This is a genomic window from Salinivibrio sp. PR932 (genome assembly GCF_001996125.1).
GTDB lineage: Bacteria > Pseudomonadota > Gammaproteobacteria > Enterobacterales > Vibrionaceae > Salinivibrio > Salinivibrio proteolyticus.
The window spans coordinates 55,328-75,838 of record NZ_MUFM01000003.1; the positions used below are offsets into that span (position 1 = coordinate 55,328).

Sequence of the window (20,511 nt, forward strand, 5' to 3'; positions counted from 1 at the left end):
CAAATGGATTTAGCCCAAATGCAACAAAACGGGCCGAAAGCGGTAAGCTTGCTGAAAGCCATGGCAAACGAAAAGCGTCTGTTTATTCTGTGCTATTTACTGCAAGGCGAACTTTCGGTTGGGCAGTTGGTTGAACGGGTGCCTTTGAGCCAGTCGGCCTTATCCCAGCATCTTGCTTGGTTACGTAAAGACGGTTTGGTGAATACGCGAAAAGAGGCGCAAACGGTCTATTACTCACTGAAAAGTGAAGAAGTGAAAGCGGTGATCCAGCTATTACACGATCTGTATTGCGTTGATTGAGAAAGCACATCAATCAACGCGCAATAAAAAAACCGGCCGAGGCCGGTTTTTTTATGCATGATGCAAAGCAAAAAGCTATTACAGCGCTTTGATTTGTGCTGCGAAGCTTGCTTTGTAACGTGCTGCTTTGTTCTTGTGGATCAGGCCTTTGGTGGCTGAACGATCAAGAATAGGCTGTACTTGCGCAAAAGCAGCAGTTGCCGCTTCTTTGTCGCCTGCAGCGATAGCAGCAGCAGTTTTCTTCATGTAAGTGCGCATCATAGAGCGACGGCTTGCGTTGTGCTGGCGACGCTTCTCAGATTGGATCGCACGCTTCTTAGCAGATTTGATATTCGCCAAGGGTCTAACTCCCAAATCTTTTGTTCGGTGACATTTCAAGGCGGAGGACTATGCCTCTTTTTGCCTCTATTGTCAATTCATTTGTGCAAATATCCGCCGCCCCAAGGTAGTGTTGGCGCTGCGGGGTTATCACGGTTAATATGGCGGCTGATTCTATCAGCATTTCAGGCTCTACGTCACCTTTATTTCCGTTTCGCGTGTCATTATTCGCTTGGCCTGCCTGAGTGAGCGAGCATCAACACGCATGGGATGGCACACAATAGAGGCACGTGTTTTCAAGAGGTAACCGTGAGTAAGCGACTATTACGCTCTGGGCTAATCGTTAGCACCATGACACTGGTGTCCCGCGTGTTGGGGCTGGTGCGGGATGTGGTGATTGCCAACTTGATGGGGGCAGGGGCTGCCGCCGATGTGTTTTTCTTCGCCAATAAAATCCCTAACTTTTTGCGTCGCTTATTCGCAGAAGGCGCGTTTTCACAGGCCTTTGTCCCCGTATTGACTGAATATCAGGCGCTGGATAAAGACGATAATCATCGGACGCAATCTCGCGAGCTGGTTGCCAATGTTGTCGGTACCTTGGGTGGGTTAGTGACGATTGTCACCCTGCTCGGTGTCATTGGCTCGCCTGTGTTGGCGGCGTTATTTGGGACCGGTTGGTTTGTCGACTGGTTGGATGGTCGCCCTGACGGGGCCAAGTTCGAGTTAGCGAGCTTGATGCTGAAAATCACCTTCCCGTACTTGTGGTTTATTACTTTCGTGGCGCTATCGGGCGCCATCCTGAATACGCTCAATAAGTTTGCCGTTTCGAGCTTTACCCCTGTATTCCTCAATGTTGCGATTATTGCCGCGGCGATTTGGCTGTCGCCCTATCTTGCACAACCTGAAATCGGTTTGGCGGTCGGGGTCTTTATCGGTGGATTGGTTCAGTTGCTGTTTCAGCTTCCTTTCTTATCGCAAGAGGGCATGCTGGTAAAACCCAAGTGGGGATGGCACCATCCTGGGGTGGTAAAGATCCGCAAACTGATGATCCCGGCTCTTTTTGGGGTCTCGGTGAGCCAGATTAACCTATTGTTTGATACCTTCATTGCCAGCTTTTTGATGACAGGCTCCATCAGTTGGCTTTATTACTCCGATCGTTTACTCGAGTTTCCGTTGGGCTTATTTGGCATTGCCATTGCGACTGTGATCCTGCCGGCGCTTTCCCAGCGCCATGTCGATAAATCGCCCATCCAATTTGCTGCGACCATGGATTGGGGGGTGCGCATGGTGTTGCTGCTGGGCATTCCTGCCATGGTGGGGTTGATTTTGTTAGCAAAGCCGATGCTGATGGTACTCTTTATGCGAGGCGAGTTCGGTGTCGACGATGTGCAGGCGGCCAGTTTATCGCTGGTGGCCTATGCCTGTGGATTGGTCAACTTTATGCTGATCAAAGTCCTCGCGCCCGGTTACTACGCACGACAAGACACCAAAACACCGGTGAAATTTGGTGTGATTGCCATGATAAGCAATATGGTGTTTAACGCTATCTTTGCCTATTTGTTCAGTTATGTTGGCCTTGCGATCGCCACGGCTTTATCGGCACTGATCAATGCAGGCTTGCTTTATCAAGGCCTACACCGTGCCGGTGTTTACCGTTTGTCTCGAGCGACGGCTTTATATATCGGCCGTTTAGTGGTTGCGGTAGCAGCAATGGTGGCGGTGTTAATAACACTGATGCCGACATTAAATGGCTGGGTCGAGATGTCACTGTCGATGCGCAGCATGGTATTGGTTGGACTTATCCTCGGTGGCAGTGTGGTGTATTTATGCACCGCACTGTTATGTGGTGTGCGACTGGGTGATATTCGTCATCGCGGGTAATTCAAGGGTCGGATGTGAATCCAGGGCTGATTGCCGGCCCTGACTAGTATATAATCCGCCAGTTTCAATAGTTCAAATAGTCAGCAGGCGATGGAATTAATCCGAGGTATCCATAACATACGAGCGCGCCACCGAGGTTGTGTCCTGACCATCGGTAACTTTGATGGTGTCCATTTGGGACATCAGGCGGTGTTGCGCCAAGTGGTGGAAAAGGCCCGAGCGCTGAACCTACCTGCGACTGTGATGCTGTTTGAACCGCAGCCGTTAGAGCTGTTTAAAGGTGAAAAAGCGCCGGCGCGCCTGTCGAGGTTGCGAGATAAATATACCCAGTTAGCGAAGCTGGGCGTTGACCGCCTGCTGTGTGTAAATTTCACCCCTGCATTTGCGGCCATGAGTGCTGATCACTTTGTTGACCGCTTGTTGGTCGAACAATTGGGTGTTAAGTTTCTGGTAGTCGGCGATGACTTTCGCTTTGGTTTGAAGCGAAGCGGTGATTTTGCGCGCCTCGCACGAGCAGGCCAGGAACATCACTTTGATGTGGTCAGTACCGAAAGTTTTTGCGTCAGTGACCGCCGAGTGAGCAGCACAGCGATTCGCGATGCGTTAGCCGCAGGTCATCTTGCCGAGGCGGGTGACATGTTGGGGCGACCTTACAGCATCTGTGGGCGTGTCGCGCATGGGCGTAAGTTAGGACGCACGATTGGCTTCCCGACCGCCAATGTATTGCTAAAACGCCGCGTTTCCCCGGTTTCAGGTGTGTATGCCGTACAAGTGGAAGGCGCCGTGACCGGACAGCGGTTACCCGGCGTGGCCAACGTTGGTGTACGGCCGACGGTCGACGGTGTACGCCAGCAGCTCGAAGTCCATCTATTTGATCAATCAATCGACTTATATGGCAAACAGCTGGAAGTTTATCTTTTGCATAAACTTCGCGATGAAACCAAATTCGCGTCTATTGACGCACTAAAAATGCAAATTCAACGAGATGCATCAGCTGCGCGTGCGTGGCTGGCTGATGTGAATAATGTCTAGAGTGTAACCTCCATACGGAATCAATAATCAATGAGTGACTATAAAGATACCTTAAACCTGCCGGAAACTGCGTTTCCGATGCGAGGTAATCTTGCTAAGCGCGAGCCTGATATGCTCAAGCGTTGGTACGATGAAGATCTGTACGGTGCTATCCGTCAAGCGAAGAAAGGCAAAAAAACATTTATTTTGCACGACGGTCCTCCGTACGCGAACGGCAACATTCATATTGGTCACTCAGTTAATAAAATTCTCAAAGACATTATTATTAAATCAAAAACGCTAGCGGACTACGACGCACCGTATGTACCTGGCTGGGATTGCCACGGCTTGCCGATTGAGCTGATGGTAGAGAAAAAAGTCGGTAAACCCGGTCAAAAAGTCTCAACCGCTGAGTTCCGTGAAAAGTGCCGTGAATACGCAGCCAAACAAGTGGAAGGTCAGAAGGCGGACTTTAAACGTCTTGGTGTTTTAGGTGAGTGGGACAAACCTTACCTGACCATGGACTTCAATACTGAAGCCAGCATCATCCGCGCGTTGGGTAAAATTGCCGCCAATGGACACTTGCACAAAGGCTTTAAGCCGGTGCACTGGTGTACGGACTGTGGCTCGGCCTTGGCAGAAGCTGAGGTGGAATATCAAGATAAAACCTCGCCATCGATTGATGTGATCTTTCGTGCGGTTGACGAACAAGCACTGATCAGTGCCTTTAACCTCGCCGGTGATCATCAAGGTGAAGGCGAAGTGGGTGTGGTGATCTGGACCACGACGCCTTGGACCTTGCCTGCTAACCGTGCGGTAGCGGTGGCCGCTGACCTTGAATATGTTTTAGTACAAGTTGAAAGCGAGCAACCTAAGCGCCTTATCGTCGCGGCCGAACTGGTCAAAGAGGTGATGGATCGTGCGGGTATTGAGCAATATCACAACCTCGGCTTCTGTAAAGGTGACGCGCTTGAACTTAAACGCGTAAAACACCCATTTTACGATTTTGATGTGCCCGTGATCTTGGGTGATCACGTCACGACAGAGTCGGGTACGGGTGTGGTACACACCGCACCTGGCCACGGCCAAGAAGACTTTGTGGTCGGTCAAAAATACGATCTTGAAGTCGCAAACCCAGTGGGTAGTAACGGGGTCTATTTACCGGATACCCCACTGTTTGCCGGCCAACATGTCTTTAAAGCCAATGACAGTGTGATTGAAGCGCTGAAAGCGCACGATGCACTGCTGCATCACCATGCTTATGAGCACAGCTACCCACACTGCTGGCGTCACAAAACGCCAATCATTTTCCGCGCCACACCGCAGTGGTTTATCTCGATGGAGAAAGCCGGCCTGCGTGATAAAGCGTTGCAAGAGATCAAGAACGTTGATTGGATCCCTGAGTGGGGCCAAAACCGTATTGAGTCGATGGTAGATGGTCGCCCTGATTGGTGTATTTCACGTCAACGTACATGGGGCGTGCCGATTGCGCTATTTGTTCACAAAGAAACCGCAGAGCTGCACCCAGACACGTTGAACTTGATTGAACAAGTTGCCGCACGGGTTGAGAAAGCGGGAATTCAAGCTTGGTGGGATCTGGATCTGAATGAACTGTTGGGTGATGACGCTGAACAGTATGAGAAAGTCCTCGATACGCTGGATGTTTGGTTTGACTCCGGTGCGACGCACTACGCGGTGGTCAACCAGCGCGACGAGTTTAACGGCCAAGAAGCAGATATGTACCTCGAAGGGTCAGATCAGCATCGTGGTTGGTTCCAGTCTTCGTTGATGACCTCGGTGGCGATCAAAGGCAAAGCACCGTATCGCAAAGTACTGACCCATGGTTTCACGGTTGACGGCAAAGGCCGCAAGATGTCGAAATCACTGGGGAATACTGTCTCGCCGCAAGATGTGATGAACAAACTGGGCGCCGATATCCTGCGTCTGTGGGTGGCATCAACCGACTACACCGGTGAGATCACGGTATCGGATGAGATCCTAAAACGTAGCGCTGATGCGTATCGCCGTATTCGTAATACAGCGCGCTTCCTGCTGGCAAACCTGCATGGTTTTGATCCTAAGCAAGACAGTGTCGCAGCCGATGAGCTGGTGGCGGTTGACCGCTGGGCGGTAGGGCGTGCATTAGCAGCACAACAAGAGATCACCGAAGCGTTTGAAGCTTGCAACTTCCACCAAGTCACCCAACGCTTGATGCAATTCTGCTCGATTGAGATGGGCTCTTTCTATCTGGATATCATCAAAGATCGTCAGTACACCGCGAAAGCGGGGAGCCACGCGCACCGTAGTTGCCAAACCGCGCTGTTCCACATTGTCGAAGCGCTGGTACGTTGGATGGCACCGATTATGTCGTTCACGGCAGATGAGATCTGGAATGAAATGCCTGGCGAACGCGGCAAGTTTGTGTTCACCGATGTCTGGTATGACGGCTTGTTTGGCTTAGAAGACGATGCGGTGCTCAACAATGCATTCTGGGCAAAACTGCTGGATGTGCGTGCCGCGGTGAATAAAACCCTCGAACAGGCCCGTAATGACAAGGTCATTGGTGGTTCACTCGAAGCCGAAGTCACATTGTACGCGCCAGCGGAATTTGCGCAAAAGCTGCAAATGATGGGCGATGAATTGCGCTTTGTGCTGCTGACCTCGAAAGCAACAGTGATCGCTGGTGAGGCGCCATCTTCTGCGACGCAAACGGATGTGGAAGGATTATCTGTTGACGTTGTGGCGTCTGAAGCGAAAAAATGTGACCGCTGTTGGCACCATGTTGCTGATGTAGGCACGATCGAAGGACACGAAGAAATTTGTGGCCGCTGTGTGACTAACATTGCAGGAGAAGGCGAAACTCGCCAATTTGCGTGATGACCTCTCACTCACTCTCGCAATCAGGATGGCGCTGGCTTTGGCTGGCGCCTCTGGTTTTCGTTTTAGACATTGGCAGTAAGTGGCTGGTGATGAATACCATGGGCTATGGTCCCGCAAACCGCATTGAATTGCTGCCGTTTTTTAATCTTACTTACGTCCATAATCATGGTGCGGCATTTAGCTTTTTAAGCGATGCCGGCGGTTGGCAGCGTTGGCTTTTTAGCGTTATCGCGTTGGGCGTGAGCGGCTTGCTCACATACTGGATGCGAGTGACACCGGCGAGCAAGCGCATGCTCAATATCGCCTATGCCATGATCATCGGCGGCGCATTGGGCAACTTATTTGATCGCCTCGTTCATGGCTATGTGATCGATTTTCTCGACTTTTTCATTGGCAATTCACATTGGCCTGCTTTTAATCTCGCTGACTCAGCCATTTGTGTCGGCGCCGTTTTAGTGGTGCTAGACAGTTTTCGTCATGAGCAGTCATCGGCGACCTAGGGGTCGCTCGTAGTAATTAGCCCAACACGACTTTCGATAAGGACAGATCATGAAAGCGATTAGCGCATCCAGCGAAGTATTGATGCACTTTACCATTAAGCTTGAAGATGGCTCGGTCGCCGACAGCACCCACAATGCCGGAAAACCCGCTAAGTTAGTGATGGGAGACGGCAGCTTGACCGAGAACTTTGAGCGTTGTCTGTTAGGGCTGCATGAAGGGGAACAAAGCAGCTTTACGCTGGCACCTGAAGATGCATTCGGCCAGCCAAACCCGGATAATATCCACTATATGGACCGCCGTCAGTTTGGGGGAGACACGCCTGCTGAAGTGGGTGCCATCATTGCGTTTAGCGGTCCTCAAGGACAAGAAATTCCCGGTATCGTGACCGAGGTCAGCGGCGAATCTGTGACGGTCGATTTCAATCATCCGTTGGCAGGGAAAACCGTGATTTTTGACGTAGAAATAATCAGTGTGCAATAAGGCAAAGTCATGAAGATCCTACTTGCGAATCCCCGAGGCTTTTGTGCTGGCGTCGATCGCGCGATCAGCATCGTTGAACGTGCTCTGGAAATTTATCAGCCTCCCATTTATGTGCGCCATGAAGTGGTGCATAACCGATTTGTGGTGGAAGGCCTAAAGCAACGCGGCGCGGTGTTTGTGGAACAATTAAGCGAAGTGCCTGATGACAGCATTGTGATCTTCTCGGCCCACGGTGTCTCGCAAGCGGTGCGCAATGAAGCCAAATCCCGTCAACTGACAGTATTTGATGCAACCTGCCCCTTGGTGACCAAAGTACATATGGAAGTGGCACGTGCCAGTCGTAAAAATATGGAAGTAGTGCTGATTGGCCATGCTGGACACCCCGAGGTAGAAGGCACTATGGGTCAATATGCCAGTGAAACTGGCGGTATGTACTTGGTTGAAACGCCAGCGGATGTGCACACGCTTCAAGTCAACGACCCAGATAACTTGCATTATGTGAGTCAAACCACGCTGTCAGTGGACGAAACCGCTGATGTGATTGATACCTTGCGTCAGGTTTTCCCCAACATTCAAGGCCCACGCAAAGATGATATCTGCTACGCGACCCAAAACCGCCAAGATGCAGTACGTGATCTCGCCCAAAGCTGTGATGTGATGGTGGTGGTGGGCTCGAAGAATAGCTCGAACTCAAACCGTCTCCGCGAGTTATCGGAAAAACTGGGAACCCCGGCGTACTTGACCGACTGTGCGGAAGACATTGATCCAGCGTGGTTCGAGGGTAAGCACACGGTTGGGATCACCGCTGGCGCCTCGGCACCAGAAGAATTGGTTGATTTGATCATCGCCCGCGTGAAGGCGTTGGGCGCCACCGAGGTAGAAAACCTGAGTGGCCGTGAAGAAAACATGTTCTTCGAAGTGCCGAAAGAGTTACAAATTCGTGAGGTGACCTAGTCACCCATCGACAAAATTAAAGGGAAGCGAAGGCTTCCCTTTTTGTTAGCTCTCTTCTGAGCCACTCTCAGCAATATACAAGCTGAAACGAACGCGCTACAGTGATGGGTTAATGGATAGGTGGCCAGCGCTGCTGGTGAAGTAAAAAAGGGGAGAACCATGGTACGTATTGCCATTGCTGGTGCAGCCGGCCGTATGGGACGCAATCTTATTCAAGCTGTTACGCAATACGCAGGCGCAACATTGGGGGCGGCGAGTGAGCGGCCTGAATCAAGCTTGATTGGGACGGATGCAGGGGAACTGGCGGGTGTGGGCCGTCTCGGCGTGCAAGTGGTGGACGATCTGGCCAAAGTGGCGGATGACTTCGATGTGATCATTGATTTTACCGCACCAGCGGCCACACTCGCGAACTTGGCGTTGTGCCAACAAAAAGGCAAGCAGTTGGTGATTGGAACAACTGGATTTGATGACGCGCAAAAGCAAACCATCCAGGATGCCTCAGAGGCGACGGCAGTGGTGATGGCCCCCAATTACAGTGTCGGCGTCAACCTTGTATTTAAACTGCTTGAACAAGCCGCCAAAGTGATGGGTGAGGAATGCGACATTGAGATTGTTGAGGCCCATCATCGCCATAAAGTGGATGCGCCATCGGGCACAGCACTGGGAATGGGAGAAGCGATTGCCGGAGCGATGGGAAACCAGCTGAGTGATGTCGCTGTGTATGCCCGAGAAGGGATCACCGGCGAGCGTAGCAAAAATGAGATTGGCTTTGCCACCATTCGTGCTGGCGATATCGTGGGTGAGCATACCGCCATGTTTGCGGATATTGGCGAGCGTGTTGAAATCACGCACAAAGCGTCAAGTCGTTCCACCTTTGCCAAGGGAGCGGTCCGTGCCGCGGTATGGCTCAATCAACACCAGCAAGGTTTTTATACCATGCAGGATGTACTTAATCTTAAATAATTATGCATCGCGCTTCGGCGCGATGTTTTTTTATCCCCCCTTTCTTTTTCTCATGCAACGCACTTCATATTGTCGTGATTTTTGCTTTGTTTTCCCCTTGTTGACAGCATTTCGACGCGATAACTCTTCCAGTTATGATCTTTGTTGCGCAGTAAACGTTTGCGCACGCCAGTTTTATGTTTCTCTCTCGGTTTGGGTAAAAAAGTTATTTCTCTGCCAATTTATCTAGCTCTTTGGTTTAAAAATAAAGACAAGATTGTGCTTTATCTTGCTTAGGTGGTCTGTTTTTCTTGAGTGCTTAGTAAATACAATAAAAAGTAGCACGCATTATTGACAGCCAAACCTTGCATCTCTAGAATGCGCGCAATTTGTCAAAATTCAGCTTGACGTGAGTTTTGATCTTAGATGGAATACGTGAATGCAACGTTAGTCGTAAAAAGTGCATTTCTATATAACTGGAGGTTGTCTTGAGCAAGTCTGCGCTCTTAGTCCTAGAAGATGGGACAGTGTTCCACGGTACCCCGATCGGCGCTGATGGCACCGCGGTGGGAGAAGTGGTTTTCAATACCTCGATGACGGGGTATCAAGAAATATTAACCGACCCCTCTTATTCCCGTCAGATCGTAACACTTACCTATCCCCATATTGGCAACACCGGCACCAACACCGAAGACGAAGAATCCTCCCAAGTCCACGCCCAAGGCCTCGTCATTCGCGATCTTCCCCTGTTAGCTAGCAATTTCCGCAATCAACAATCCCTCTCTGATTACCTCAAACAACACAATATTGTTGGCATCGCCGACATTGATACCCGTAAGCTCACTCGTTTGCTACGTGAAAAAGGGGCGCAGAATGGCTGTATTGTGGCCGGAGAGAGCGTTGATGAAGCGCTGGCGCTGGCCAAGGCGCAAGATTTTCCGGGTTTGAAAGGGATGGATCTTGCCAAAGAAGTGACGACGCAGGAGCGTTACAGCTGGACGCAAGGGTCATGGCAGCTGCATCAGGGTCTACCAGATGCATTGCCGGACAGTGAATTGCCTTACCATGTTGTCGCTTACGACTTTGGTGCCAAGCGCAACATCTTGCGCATGTTGGTCGACCGCGGCTGCCGTTTGACTGTGGTACCGGCAACCACCCCGGCAGACGAAGTGCTGGCGATGAATCCCGATGGTGTCTTCTTATCTAATGGCCCTGGCGATCCGGCGCCGTGTGATTATGCGATTGCGGCCACCCAAACCTTCTTAGCGGAAGGCGTGCCATTATTTGGTATTTGCTTGGGGCACCAAATCTTGGCGCTAGCGAGCGGCGCGAAAACGGTCAAAATGAAGTTTGGCCACCATGGTGCTAACCATCCGGTGAAAGATTTAGAGCGTGGGGTGGTGATGATCACCAGCCAAAACCACGGCTTTGCCGCAGACAATGACAGCTTGCCTGACACATTACGTGCGACGCATGTGTCCTTGTTCGATGGCAGCTTGCAAGGGATCCATCATACCGAGAAGCCTGCCTTTAGCTTCCAAGGGCACCCTGAAGCAAGCCCGGGGCCACATGATGCTGCGCCCCTTTTCGATCACTTTATCGACCTCATCAAACAACACCGCGCCTAATTGGAGTCGTTGAGCATGCCAAAACGCACAGACATCAAAAGCATTCTTATCCTGGGCGCAGGCCCAATCATTATTGGCCAAGCCTGCGAGTTCGACTATTCAGGGGCACAAGCGTGTAAGGCGCTGCGTGAAGAAGGGTATCGTGTCATTCTGGTGAACTCGAACCCTGCCACTATCATGACCGACCCAGAAATGGCCGATGCGACCTACATTGAGCCGATTCAATGGCAGGTTGTGAAACACATCATCGACAAAGAACGTCCTGATGCAATTTTGCCGACCATGGGCGGACAAACCGCACTGAACTGTGCGCTAGATCTCGAGCGCCACGGCGTACTCGCCGAATTCGGTGTGGAGATGATCGGCGCCACAGCAGATGCAATTGATAAAGCCGAAGACAGACACCGTTTCGATGAAGCCATGCGCAGCATTGGCCTTGAGTGTCCTCGTGCAGGGATTGCCCATAGCATGGATGAAGCCTACAAGGTTTTAGGTGAAGTCGGTTTCCCTTGCATCATCCGTCCCTCTTTTACGATGGGAGGAACCGGAGGCGGGATCGCTTATAACAAAGAAGAGTTCGAGGAAATTTGTGAACGCGGTCTCGACCTGTCCCCCACCAATGAGCTTCTGATTGATGAGTCGTTGATTGGTTGGAAAGAGTATGAAATGGAAGTGGTGCGGGATAAAAATGATAACTGCATCATTGTTTGTTCGATTGAAAACTTCGATGCCATGGGCGTCCACACCGGCGACTCCATTACGGTGGCACCTGCGCAAACGCTGACCGACAAAGAATATCAATTGATGCGAAATGCATCACTGGCGGTGCTGCGTGAAATTGGTGTTGAGACGGGCGGCTCGAACGTACAGTTTGGTATTGATCCTAAAACTGGACGCATGGTCATCATCGAGATGAACCCTCGTGTGTCACGCTCTTCCGCGCTCGCATCAAAAGCCACCGGTTTCCCGATTGCCAAGGTGGCGGCTAAGCTTGCTGTCGGCTTTACCCTTGATGAGTTGATGAACGACATCACAGGCGGTGCGACTCCGGCTTCTTTTGAACCCACCATCGACTATGTCGTGACCAAAATTCCGCGCTTTAACTTTGAAAAATTTGCCGGAGCGAATGACCGTTTGACCACGCAAATGAAGTCAGTGGGCGAGGTAATGGCTATTGGCCGTAACCAGCAAGAGTCACTGCAAAAAGCCTTGCGTGGTTTGGAAGTGGGCGCGTCAGGTTTTGATGAGATGGTGAATCTGGACGACGACGATGCTCTGACTCGCATTCGTCATGAGCTCAAAGAGCCAGGAGCAGAGCGTATTTGGTTCATTGCGGATGCGTTCCGAGCCGGCATGTCAGTTGATGGTGTCTTTAATCTGACTAACATCGACCGCTGGTTCTTGGTGCAAATTGAAGACATCGTCAAACAGGAACAACAAGTCCGCGAGCATGGCTTTGCAGGGCTTAATGAAACCGCATTGCGCCAGCTAAAACGCAAAGGGTTTGCCGATGCGCGTCTTGCCAAATTGCTGGGTGTGTCTGAAATTGAAGTCCGCAAGTTGCGCGATAAATTCAACATTCATCCTGTGTACAAGCGCGTAGATACCTGCGCTGCGGAGTTTGCGTCAGATACTGCCTACATGTACTCCAGCTATGATGAGGAGTGTGAGTCGCAGCCAACCGACAAGAAAAAGATCATGGTATTGGGCGGTGGTCCGAACCGCATCGGTCAAGGCATTGAATTCGATTACTGTTGCGTGCACGCGTCACTGGCGCTACGTGAAGATGGCTATGAAACCATCATGGTTAACTGTAACCCTGAAACCGTCTCGACCGACTACGATACGTCCGACCGTCTCTACTTTGAACCTGTGACGCTTGAAGATGTACTGGCGATTGTACGTGTTGAGCAACCGGAAGGCGTGATTGTGCAATACGGGGGGCAAACGCCACTGAAATTGGCACGTGACCTTGAAGCGGCTGGGGTAGCGATTATTGGTACTAGCCCAGATGCGATTGACCGCGCGGAAGACCGTGAGCGTTTCCAAGATGCCGTGCAGCGCCTAGGGCTCAAGCAGCCGGCGAATGCAACGGTGACCGCGTTAGAGCAAGCGGTTGAAAAGGCTAAAGACATTGGCTATCCACTGGTGGTACGTCCTTCCTATGTTCTAGGCGGACGAGCGATGGAAATTGTCTACGACGAGACCGATCTGCGTCGTTACTTTAACGAAGCCGTAAGTGTGTCGCACGAATCCCCAGTATTGCTCGACCATTTCCTCGACGATGCCACGGAAGTGGATATTGATGCGGTGTGTGATGGTGAAACCGTGGTGATTGGTGGCATCATGGAACACATCGAGCAAGCGGGTGTGCACTCCGGTGACTCGGCCTGCTCACTGCCGGCTTACACCCTCAGCGATGACATTCAAGATCGGATGCGCGAGCAAGTGCGTAAGTTAGCGTTGGAGCTGGGGGTCAGTGGCCTCATGAACACGCAGTTTGCGGTTAAAGATGATGAGATCTACCTGATCGAAGTGAACCCGCGTGCCGCACGAACGGTGCCGTTTGTGTCGAAAGCAACCGGTGTGCCACTCGCCAAAATTGCAGCGCGAGTGATGGCGGGCCAATCATTGACTGAGCAAGGCTTTACCCAAGAGGTGATCCCGCCTTACTACTCAGTCAAAGAAGTGGTGTTACCCTTCAACAAGTTCCCCGGTGTTGACCCATTGTTGGGCCCTGAAATGCGTTCAACCGGTGAAGTGATGGGAGTTGGCGACACCTTTGCTGAAGCGTTCGCTAAAGCGGATTTAGCGTGCGGAAAAGCCTACAGCGAAGGGGGACGCGCACTGCTATCGGTACGTAACAATGACAAGCAACGTGTGGTCGACTTGGCCGCTAAGCTGCTGAAATTAGGGTTTGAGCTGGATGCCACTCACGGTACCGCCGTGATTTTGGGCGAAGCGGGTATCAATCCTCGGTTGGTCAACAAGGTTCACGAAGGACGCCCTCATATTCTTGACCGGATCAAGAACGGTGAGTACAGCTACATTGTGAATACCACCGAAGGACGCCAAGCGATTGAAGACTCGAAAGTGCTACGTCGTGGCGCACTCGCTGCCAAGGTGAACTATACCACCACACTCAATGCTGCCTTTGCCACTTGTATGGCATTGACGGCGGCAGACATGAGCAAAGTCAATTCGGTGCAAGCGCTTCATGCGCGCGTATTGAATAAGTAAACGACGACGTGCTGATACAGAGAGCGCCCACCATCCGGTGGGCGTTTTTTTTGCTAAAGGCGCGTTTAAGGCTGCAGACGACGATGAATTAGCGCCTGATAAAGCTCTCGCTCGAACTGAGTGATGGGGGCTGGCACGTTATCTGGCAAGGCCTCGTCATCAGGGTGGTAGTGGCTAACCAGCTGTACCACAATTTGCTGCTGATTGTCGTCAGTTTCAATAAACCCTGCCAAATTATGACTGCCATAAAGTGAACCACTTTTCGCAAATAACCGCCCTTTGATGGGCGCGCGACGCACACTCTGGCGGTATTTTAAGGTGCCATCAATCCCGGCGATGGGCAGCATCGCTTTGAGGCCTAATTCTGGGTGGGTGAGAATATAGTGCACCACCTCAGAAAGCTGCCGTGCACTTAAACGATTATTCCGCGATAGCCCTGAGCCATCAACCATGATGGCATGGGTAAGATCCAGCCCTTTCTCGGCGAGGATCGCCTTCACCGCCGCCACGCCATTTCGGTACGATCCCGGTTGCTGAAAATACCGCTGGCCGACTGTTTTCAGCAGGTTATCCGCAATTAAGTTATCCGAGTCTTTTATCATGCGGGTCAGCAAGGCTTCCAAGTTGACGGAGTCGTGACGCGCCAGCTCTCGGGCTTGGCTTGGAGTGCGCGCCTGTACAATATTGCCTGTTACTTTGACGCCGAGCCGGGCTAATTCATCGGCAATTATCGCTTTCACATAAGCGGGCGGATTTTGCACGGCAAAATTGAGCGGCAGCGGTCGCTCTCGATGCGCTAAACAGCCAGAAAAACGATAATGATTGCGGGGAGTTGCGGTAAGGTCTAAGTCACAGTGTGCCGCGTCTTTTTGCTCTTCACTGACCGCTCGAGCTTCAGTCGTCACTGTGATCGGTTGATGGCTAGGAACATGGACACGGGTATGCTCGGCGTCTGGTGTGCTGTATATCGCGCCTTGCACACAATTGTGATTGAGCGCAATGGACGTCGAGGGAGCGCTATAACATACAGCGAGAATATCCCACGGCCAGCCAACGGCGCGTGATTTACCGCTAAAGATATGACCATCTAAAAAGACGTTATTAATCGTGGTGAGCCCTCGTGCGGGCAGCTGGCGAAGTAGTTGGCGCAAGTCTTTGCGTGTGAGCAGCGGATCACCGCTAAACACCAGTGCAATATCATCACCAGCTTGGACTAACCGAGTAGAAAAACGAAAGGTCTCTGGCAGATATAAGCGAGCGGCGAGACCGGTTACCAGCTTTTGCGTGCTGGCTGGCGGCAGTAATGCATCCGCTTGCAAGGCAACTTGAGGATGATTGGTTTTGACATCACTCACCCACAATGCCAGTTGGCTACCTTGGGGGAGGACTGGGGTGAGCTGTTCAACGCGCAGTGATTGCGAAAGGGCGGGCGAAAGGGCGCTGATCAATAAAACGCCAACCAGTACAATCGTTTGTCGAATAAAACCTGTCATGAATGCGTGCTCGGTCAGTTCTGTCTTTGCTCATCCTACCTTGTATAGCATTGAAGACAAGCGTCAAACGCACGCCGGCTGCGGCTGTACGTGCTTTTGTACCGGTGCGTGCCGTATAGGCCTCACGCTTTGCTTGGATCAAAGGTGATTTTGCGCGGATTCTTGTTTACAATCTGATGAAAGAGTTGAATTACGCCGCGCCCGAATCTTTGGTTTGGGCGTGGCTTTGTTTTGCCAAAATCCCTATGCTGCGGATTGAAAGAGGTAATGTCATTTATGGATAAAGTGCCAATGACCGTACGCGGTGAGAAACTGCTGCGTGAAGAGCTGGATAAGTTGATCAAGCGTCGCCCTGAGATCTCCAACGCTATTGCTGAGGCGCGTGAACTGGGCGATCTAAAAGAAAACGCAGAGTACCATGCCGCTCGCGAGGAGCAAGGCATCTGCGAAGCGCAAATCCGTGACATCGAATATAAACTCTCGGTGGCACAAGTGATTGATGTCACCAAGATGCCACAAAACGGCAAAGTGATTTTTGGGGCGACCGTGACACTGATTGACGTGAACACGGACGAGGAAGTGACGTATCGCATCGTTGGTGACGATGAGGCGGATATCAAAGCGAACTTGATCTCAGTGAATTCCCCCATTGCCCGTGGTTTGATTGGTAAAGATGAAGGTGACGAAGTCAGCATCACGACACCGGGTGGGTTAAAAGAATTCGAAATCGATAAAGTCGAGTATCTTTAAGAGAAAGTGTTACAGAGTGTAAACATTCTCTGACTTTGACACAGTAAAAAGGCCGCAATGCGGCCTTTTTGTTAAGGTATGCGGCAGGTTACCGCGAACCATTCGGTTATTTGCGCGGCAGCTCGATTTTACGCTCTTCGCTTTGGCGATAGATCACCAAGGTTTTACCAATAACCTGTACTTTTTCTGCGCCAGTTTCACGAATAATGGCGTCAACAATCAGGTTCTTGGTCTCGCGGTCTTCAGAGGCCACTTTCACCTTAATCAGCTCATGGTGGTCAAGAGCAAGCTCAATTTCAGCGACCACGGCTTCGGTTAAGCCATTTGCGCCCATCAATACAACGGGCTTGAGCTGATGAGCCAGTCCTTTGAGATACTGTTTTTGTTTGGTGCTGAGTTTCATGTTGGCTCGATTTCTATTTGCTAGGGGTTGAAAACATGCCATTCTAACGCCATCTCACCACAAACTGAAACAGTATAAATGGTGCTCATCGTGTTGCTGGCGGTTGAGCGCGATTGCCGACATGGCCAGAAAGGTGAGAAAGCAGGAACAACGCGTTGAATTCCCGCTGAATGCGACCCAAAGCGAGAGCCACTTTTAGGAAAACCATGAGTAAAAAAAAGCACTCTGCTAGCTCCGGACGCTGGCTAAAAGAACATTTTGACGATAAATACGTCAACGAAGCACAAAAAAAAGGGTATCGCTCACGCGCTATCTTTAAACTTGAAGAAATTCAGCAAAAAGACAGTATTCTAAAACCGGGCATGACAGTGGTTGATTTGGGGGCCGCGCCGGGCGGATGGTCGCAATACGCGGCGACGCAAGTCGGCGACGAGGGCCAAGTCATTGCGTGTGACATTCTACCAATGGACTCGCTGCCCGGTGTCAGTTTCTTACAAGGGGACTTTCGCGAACAATCTGTCCTTGATGCACTGTTAGATCGTATCCAACCGGACATGGTTGATGTGGTGATGTCCGATATGGCACCGAACATGAGTGGTAATCAAGCGGCGGACCAACCTCGTGCGATGTACCTCGTCGAGCTTGCGCTCGAAATGTGTCGTGAAGTATTGGGGCCTGATGGCGCCTTTATTGTAAAAGTATTTCAAGGCGAAGGCTTTGATCAGTATTTGGCCGAAGTGCGTAAAATGTTTAAAGCGGTCAAAATTCGGAAACCTGACTCGTCACGTGCGCGCTCACGTGAGGTCTACATTGTGGCTACAGGTTATAAACTGTAGTACCCTTACATTTATCTATCTCAGTTATGCGAGGCTAACACCTTGAGTGACATGGCAAAAAACTTGATTTTGTGGCTGGTTATCGCCGTTGTCTTGATGTCTGTGTTCCAAAGCTTTGGACCAGGCGACAGCGCCGGTCGTCAAGTCGACTACACCACCTTCGTACGTGAAATCGGCAACGATCAAATACAGGAAGTAACGTTTGATGATCGTGAGCTGACCATTACCCGACGTGACGGCTCACGCTATGTCACTTTCATGCCTGTGTATAACGATCCTAAGTTGCTGGACGACTTGCTCAACAAAAACGTGCGCGTAAAAGGCACGCCACCTGAAGAGCCAAGCATGCTGGCCTCGATCTTCATCTCATGGTTCCCCATGTTGCTGCTGATTGGGGTATGGATTTTCTTCATGCGCCAAATGCAAGGTGGCGGCGGTAAAGGCGCCATGTCATTTGGTAAATCCAAAGCCAAAATGATGAGTGAAGAGCAAGTTAAAACCACCTTCAGTGACGTGGCTGGCTGTGATGAAGCTAAAGAAGACGTCAAAGAGCTGGTGGATTACTTGCGCGACCCGAGCCGCTTCCAGAAGTTAGGGGGTAAGATCCCGACCGGCGTACTCATGGTTGGTCCTCCGGGTACCGGTAAAACCTTGCTGGCAAAAGCGATTGCCGGTGAAGCGAAAGTGCCTTTCTTTACCATCTCGGGGTCTGACTTTGTAGAAATGTTCGTGGGTGTGGGTGCCTCACGCGTACGTGACATGTTCGAACAAGCCAAGAAAGCGTCGCCGTGTATCATCTTTATCGATGAGATTGATGCGGTGGGCCGCCAACGTGGTGCGGGCCTTGGGGGCGGTCACGATGAACGTGAGCAAACCTTGAACCAAATGCTGGTTGAAATGGATGGTTTTGAGGGCAACGAAGGCGTGATTGTGATTGCCGCGACTAACCGCCCAGACGTTCTGGACCCCGCGTTATTGCGTCCTGGCCGTTTTGACCGTCAAGTGGTGGTCAGCCTGCCAGATGTCCGTGGTCGTGAACATATTTTGAAAGTACACATGCGCAAAGTGCCGTTGGGTAATGACGTCGATGCATCTTTGATTGCGCGGGGTACACCCGGGTTTTCGGGGGCCGACCTTGCCAACTTGGTGAACGAAGCTGCGTTGTTCTCCGCGCGTGGCAACAAGCGCGTGGTGTCGATGGTCGAGTTTGAGCTTGCCAAAGACAAAATCATGATGGGTGCTGAGCGCCGCTCGATGGTGATGTCGGAAGAGACCAAAGAGTCGACTGCGTACCACGAAGCAGGACACGCGATTGTCGGTCGTTTAGTGCCTGAGCACGATCCTGTGTACAAAGTGTCGATTATCCCGCGTGGCCGTGCGCTAGGTGTCACTATGTACTTGCCAGAGCAAGACAGAGTCAGCATGTCTCGTCAGCACCTTGAGTCGATGATTTCGAGCCTTTATGGTGGTCGCTTGGCCGAAGAGCTTATTTATGGCAAAGACAAAGTGTCGACCGGGGCATCAAACGATATTGAGCGCGCGACCGATATCGCCCGTAAGATGGTGACGCAATGGGGTTTCTCCGAGAAGTTAGGCCCACTGCTTTATGCTGAAGATGAAGGTGAAGTCTTCCTTGGTCGCTCTGTGACGCAGACCAAGCATGTGTCTGATGACACTGCGCGCCTGATTGATAGCGAGATCCGTGACATCATCGACCGTAACTATCACCGTGCGAAAGAGATCCTAGAAGAAAACATGGATATCATGCACGCGATGAAAGATGCACTGATGAAGTACGAGACCATTGATGCTGCCCAAATTGATGACCTGATGGCACGTCGCGATGTTCGCGAGCCAGCTGGTTGGGAAGGTGGCAGTGGTGGCTCATCTTCGGATGACACACCGAAAAAACCAGAGGCTTCCTCTGAAGCGTCTGATGATAAAAAGCAAAAACCGCTAGACTCAGAAAACCAATCTGAAGCCTAAGCCCACGCGATATAAAACCCCGATTTTATCGGGGTTTTTTTGATCCTTGTTGGGACATCTCATGGAAATAACACACAAAAATAAACAACTCTCCCTGGATAGCCCTGTTGTAATGGGCATTCTCAATGTCACCCCAGATTCTTTCTCTGATGGGGGGCAATATCAGCAATCGAACAAAGCGATTGAACATGCCATGCAAATGCTTGCTGATGGCGCCACGATTCTCGATATCGGTGGTGAATCGACCCGTCCCGGCGCTGCTGACGTGGCAGAACAAGAAGAAATCGATCGGGTTGTACCTGTCATAAAAGCCATTCGTGCCCAATCGGACTGTTGGATTTCTATTGATACCAGCAAAGCGGCTGTGATGCGTGCCGCGATAGAGGCGGGGGCGGACTTGATTAATGATGTACGTGCCTTGCAAGAGCCCGGCGCACTCGAGGTGGCAGCTGAACGACAAGTGCCTGTGTGTATTATGCACATGCAAGGGCAGCCGCGTACCATGCAAGCTGCGCCAGCCTATGACAATGTTACCCGTGACGTAAAAGCGTTTTTAACCGAGCGAATCCAAGCATGTGAAGCTGCCGGCATTTCAAGACAGCAGATTATCCTTGACCCTGGCTATGGGTTTGGTAAAAGCTTGGCCCACAATTATCAATTGCTTGCCGAGTTAGACAGCTTCCATGATTTTGGCTTGCCGGTGTTAGCGGGCATGTCGCGTAAATCAATGATCTATAAGCTAGTCGATAAGACACCACACGACATTTTAGGTGGTAGCATTGCATGCGCGACCTTGGCAGCGCAGAAAGGTGCGCAAATTATTCGCGTTCATGATGTGAAAGAAACGGCGGACGCGCTGCGTGTGGTCGCCATGACAAAGCGTGCAGGCGCACTAGGAGAATAAAAAT

Annotated in this window: 17 protein-coding genes; 14 read left to right on the forward strand and 3 right to left on the reverse strand. The window is 51.1% G+C overall.

The features are described from left to right. Positions 1-3: 3 nt before the first annotated feature. A complete protein-coding gene (locus tag BZG84_RS01915) occupies positions 4-300 on the forward strand; it encodes an ArsR/SmtB family transcription factor (protein WP_077480567.1) in 297 nt (98 codons plus the stop codon). 78 nt (positions 301-378) lie between these two features. Here BZG84_RS01915 and rpsT read toward each other — a convergent pair whose 3' ends face one another. After that, complete coding sequence (rpsT, locus tag BZG84_RS01920) at positions 379-639, reverse strand: 30S ribosomal protein S20 (protein ID WP_069586567.1); 261 nt, start codon at positions 637-639, stop codon at positions 379-381. A gap of 249 nt (positions 640-888) precedes the next feature. On the opposite strand from rpsT, the gene murJ reads away from it, so the two are divergent. The 9 genes from murJ to carB all read left to right on the forward strand — a co-directional run bounded on the left by murJ (position 889) and on the right by carB (position 14,135). Further along, complete coding sequence (murJ, locus tag BZG84_RS01925) at positions 889-2,499, forward strand: murein biosynthesis integral membrane protein MurJ (protein ID WP_198536703.1); 1,611 nt, start codon at positions 889-891, stop codon at positions 2,497-2,499. 90 nt (positions 2,500-2,589) lie between these two features. Further along, positions 2,590-3,531, forward strand: coding sequence for a bifunctional riboflavin kinase/FAD synthetase (ribF, locus tag BZG84_RS01930; RefSeq protein WP_069586569.1), 942 nt, complete (start codon positions 2,590-2,592; stop codon positions 3,529-3,531). 30 nt (positions 3,532-3,561) lie between these two features. Then, complete coding sequence (ileS, locus tag BZG84_RS01935) at positions 3,562-6,387, forward strand: isoleucine--tRNA ligase (protein ID WP_077480563.1); 2,826 nt, start codon at positions 3,562-3,564, stop codon at positions 6,385-6,387. After that, on the forward strand, positions 6,387-6,890 hold the full coding sequence (lspA, locus tag BZG84_RS01940; protein ID WP_069586571.1) for a signal peptidase II: 504 nt from the start codon (positions 6,387-6,389) through the stop codon (positions 6,888-6,890). The genes ileS and lspA overlap by 1 nt, the downstream gene beginning before the upstream one ends. A gap of 49 nt (positions 6,891-6,939) precedes the next feature. After that, complete coding sequence (gene fkpB / locus BZG84_RS01945) at positions 6,940-7,371, forward strand: FKBP-type peptidyl-prolyl cis-trans isomerase (protein ID WP_069586572.1); 432 nt, start codon at positions 6,940-6,942, stop codon at positions 7,369-7,371. Positions 7,372-7,380: 9 nt separating this feature from the next. Next, the gene (gene ispH / locus BZG84_RS01950; RefSeq protein WP_069586573.1) at positions 7,381-8,325 is read left to right on the forward strand and encodes a 4-hydroxy-3-methylbut-2-enyl diphosphate reductase; all 945 of its coding nucleotides are present in this window, start codon (positions 7,381-7,383) and stop codon (positions 8,323-8,325) included. A 159-nt stretch (positions 8,326-8,484) separates the two neighbouring features. Next, positions 8,485-9,288: a 4-hydroxy-tetrahydrodipicolinate reductase gene (gene dapB, locus BZG84_RS01955; protein WP_077480561.1), complete on the forward strand. Its 804-nt coding sequence runs from the start codon at positions 8,485-8,487 to the stop codon at positions 9,286-9,288. Positions 9,289-9,755: 467 nt separating this feature from the next. Continuing rightward, a complete protein-coding gene (gene carA, locus BZG84_RS01960) occupies positions 9,756-10,895 on the forward strand; it encodes a glutamine-hydrolyzing carbamoyl-phosphate synthase small subunit (protein ID WP_077456281.1) in 1,140 nt (379 codons plus the stop codon). 15 nt (positions 10,896-10,910) lie between these two features. Further along, positions 10,911-14,135 carry a carbamoyl-phosphate synthase large subunit gene (carB, locus tag BZG84_RS01965; RefSeq protein ID WP_077677953.1) on the forward strand — a complete coding sequence of 1,075 codons (3,225 nt, stop codon included), beginning with the start codon at positions 10,911-10,913 and terminating at the stop codon, positions 14,133-14,135. Positions 14,136-14,200: 65 nt separating this feature from the next. Here carB and dacB read toward each other — a convergent pair whose 3' ends face one another. Further along, positions 14,201-15,628 (reverse strand): serine-type D-Ala-D-Ala carboxypeptidase, encoded by a 1,428-nt coding sequence (gene dacB / locus BZG84_RS01970; protein WP_241825744.1) that lies wholly within the window; start codon positions 15,626-15,628, stop codon positions 14,201-14,203. Positions 15,629-15,904: 276 nt separating this feature from the next. On the opposite strand from dacB, the gene greA reads away from it, so the two are divergent. Next, positions 15,905-16,378, forward strand: a complete 474-nt coding sequence (greA, locus tag BZG84_RS01975) for a transcription elongation factor GreA (RefSeq protein ID WP_069589897.1) — start codon at positions 15,905-15,907, stop codon at positions 16,376-16,378. A gap of 106 nt (positions 16,379-16,484) precedes the next feature. Here greA and yhbY read toward each other — a convergent pair whose 3' ends face one another. After that, a complete protein-coding gene (gene yhbY, locus BZG84_RS01980) occupies positions 16,485-16,781 on the reverse strand; it encodes a ribosome assembly RNA-binding protein YhbY (RefSeq protein ID WP_069589899.1) in 297 nt (98 codons plus the stop codon). A gap of 206 nt (positions 16,782-16,987) precedes the next feature. Between yhbY and rlmE the strand changes: the two genes are divergently transcribed. The 3 genes from rlmE to folP all read left to right on the forward strand — a co-directional run bounded on the left by rlmE (position 16,988) and on the right by folP (position 20,507). After that, entirely contained in the window at positions 16,988-17,617 is a 630-nt protein-coding gene (gene rlmE / locus BZG84_RS01985; RefSeq protein ID WP_077480639.1) for a 23S rRNA (uridine(2552)-2'-O)-methyltransferase RlmE, read from the forward strand. A gap of 51 nt (positions 17,618-17,668) precedes the next feature. After that, positions 17,669-19,603, forward strand: a complete 1,935-nt coding sequence (gene ftsH / locus BZG84_RS01990) for an ATP-dependent zinc metalloprotease FtsH (protein WP_077480637.1) — start codon at positions 17,669-17,671, stop codon at positions 19,601-19,603. 61 nt (positions 19,604-19,664) lie between these two features. Further along, positions 19,665-20,507, forward strand: a complete 843-nt coding sequence (folP, locus tag BZG84_RS01995; RefSeq protein WP_077480635.1) for a dihydropteroate synthase — start codon at positions 19,665-19,667, stop codon at positions 20,505-20,507. Positions 20,508-20,511 lie beyond the last annotated feature (4 nt).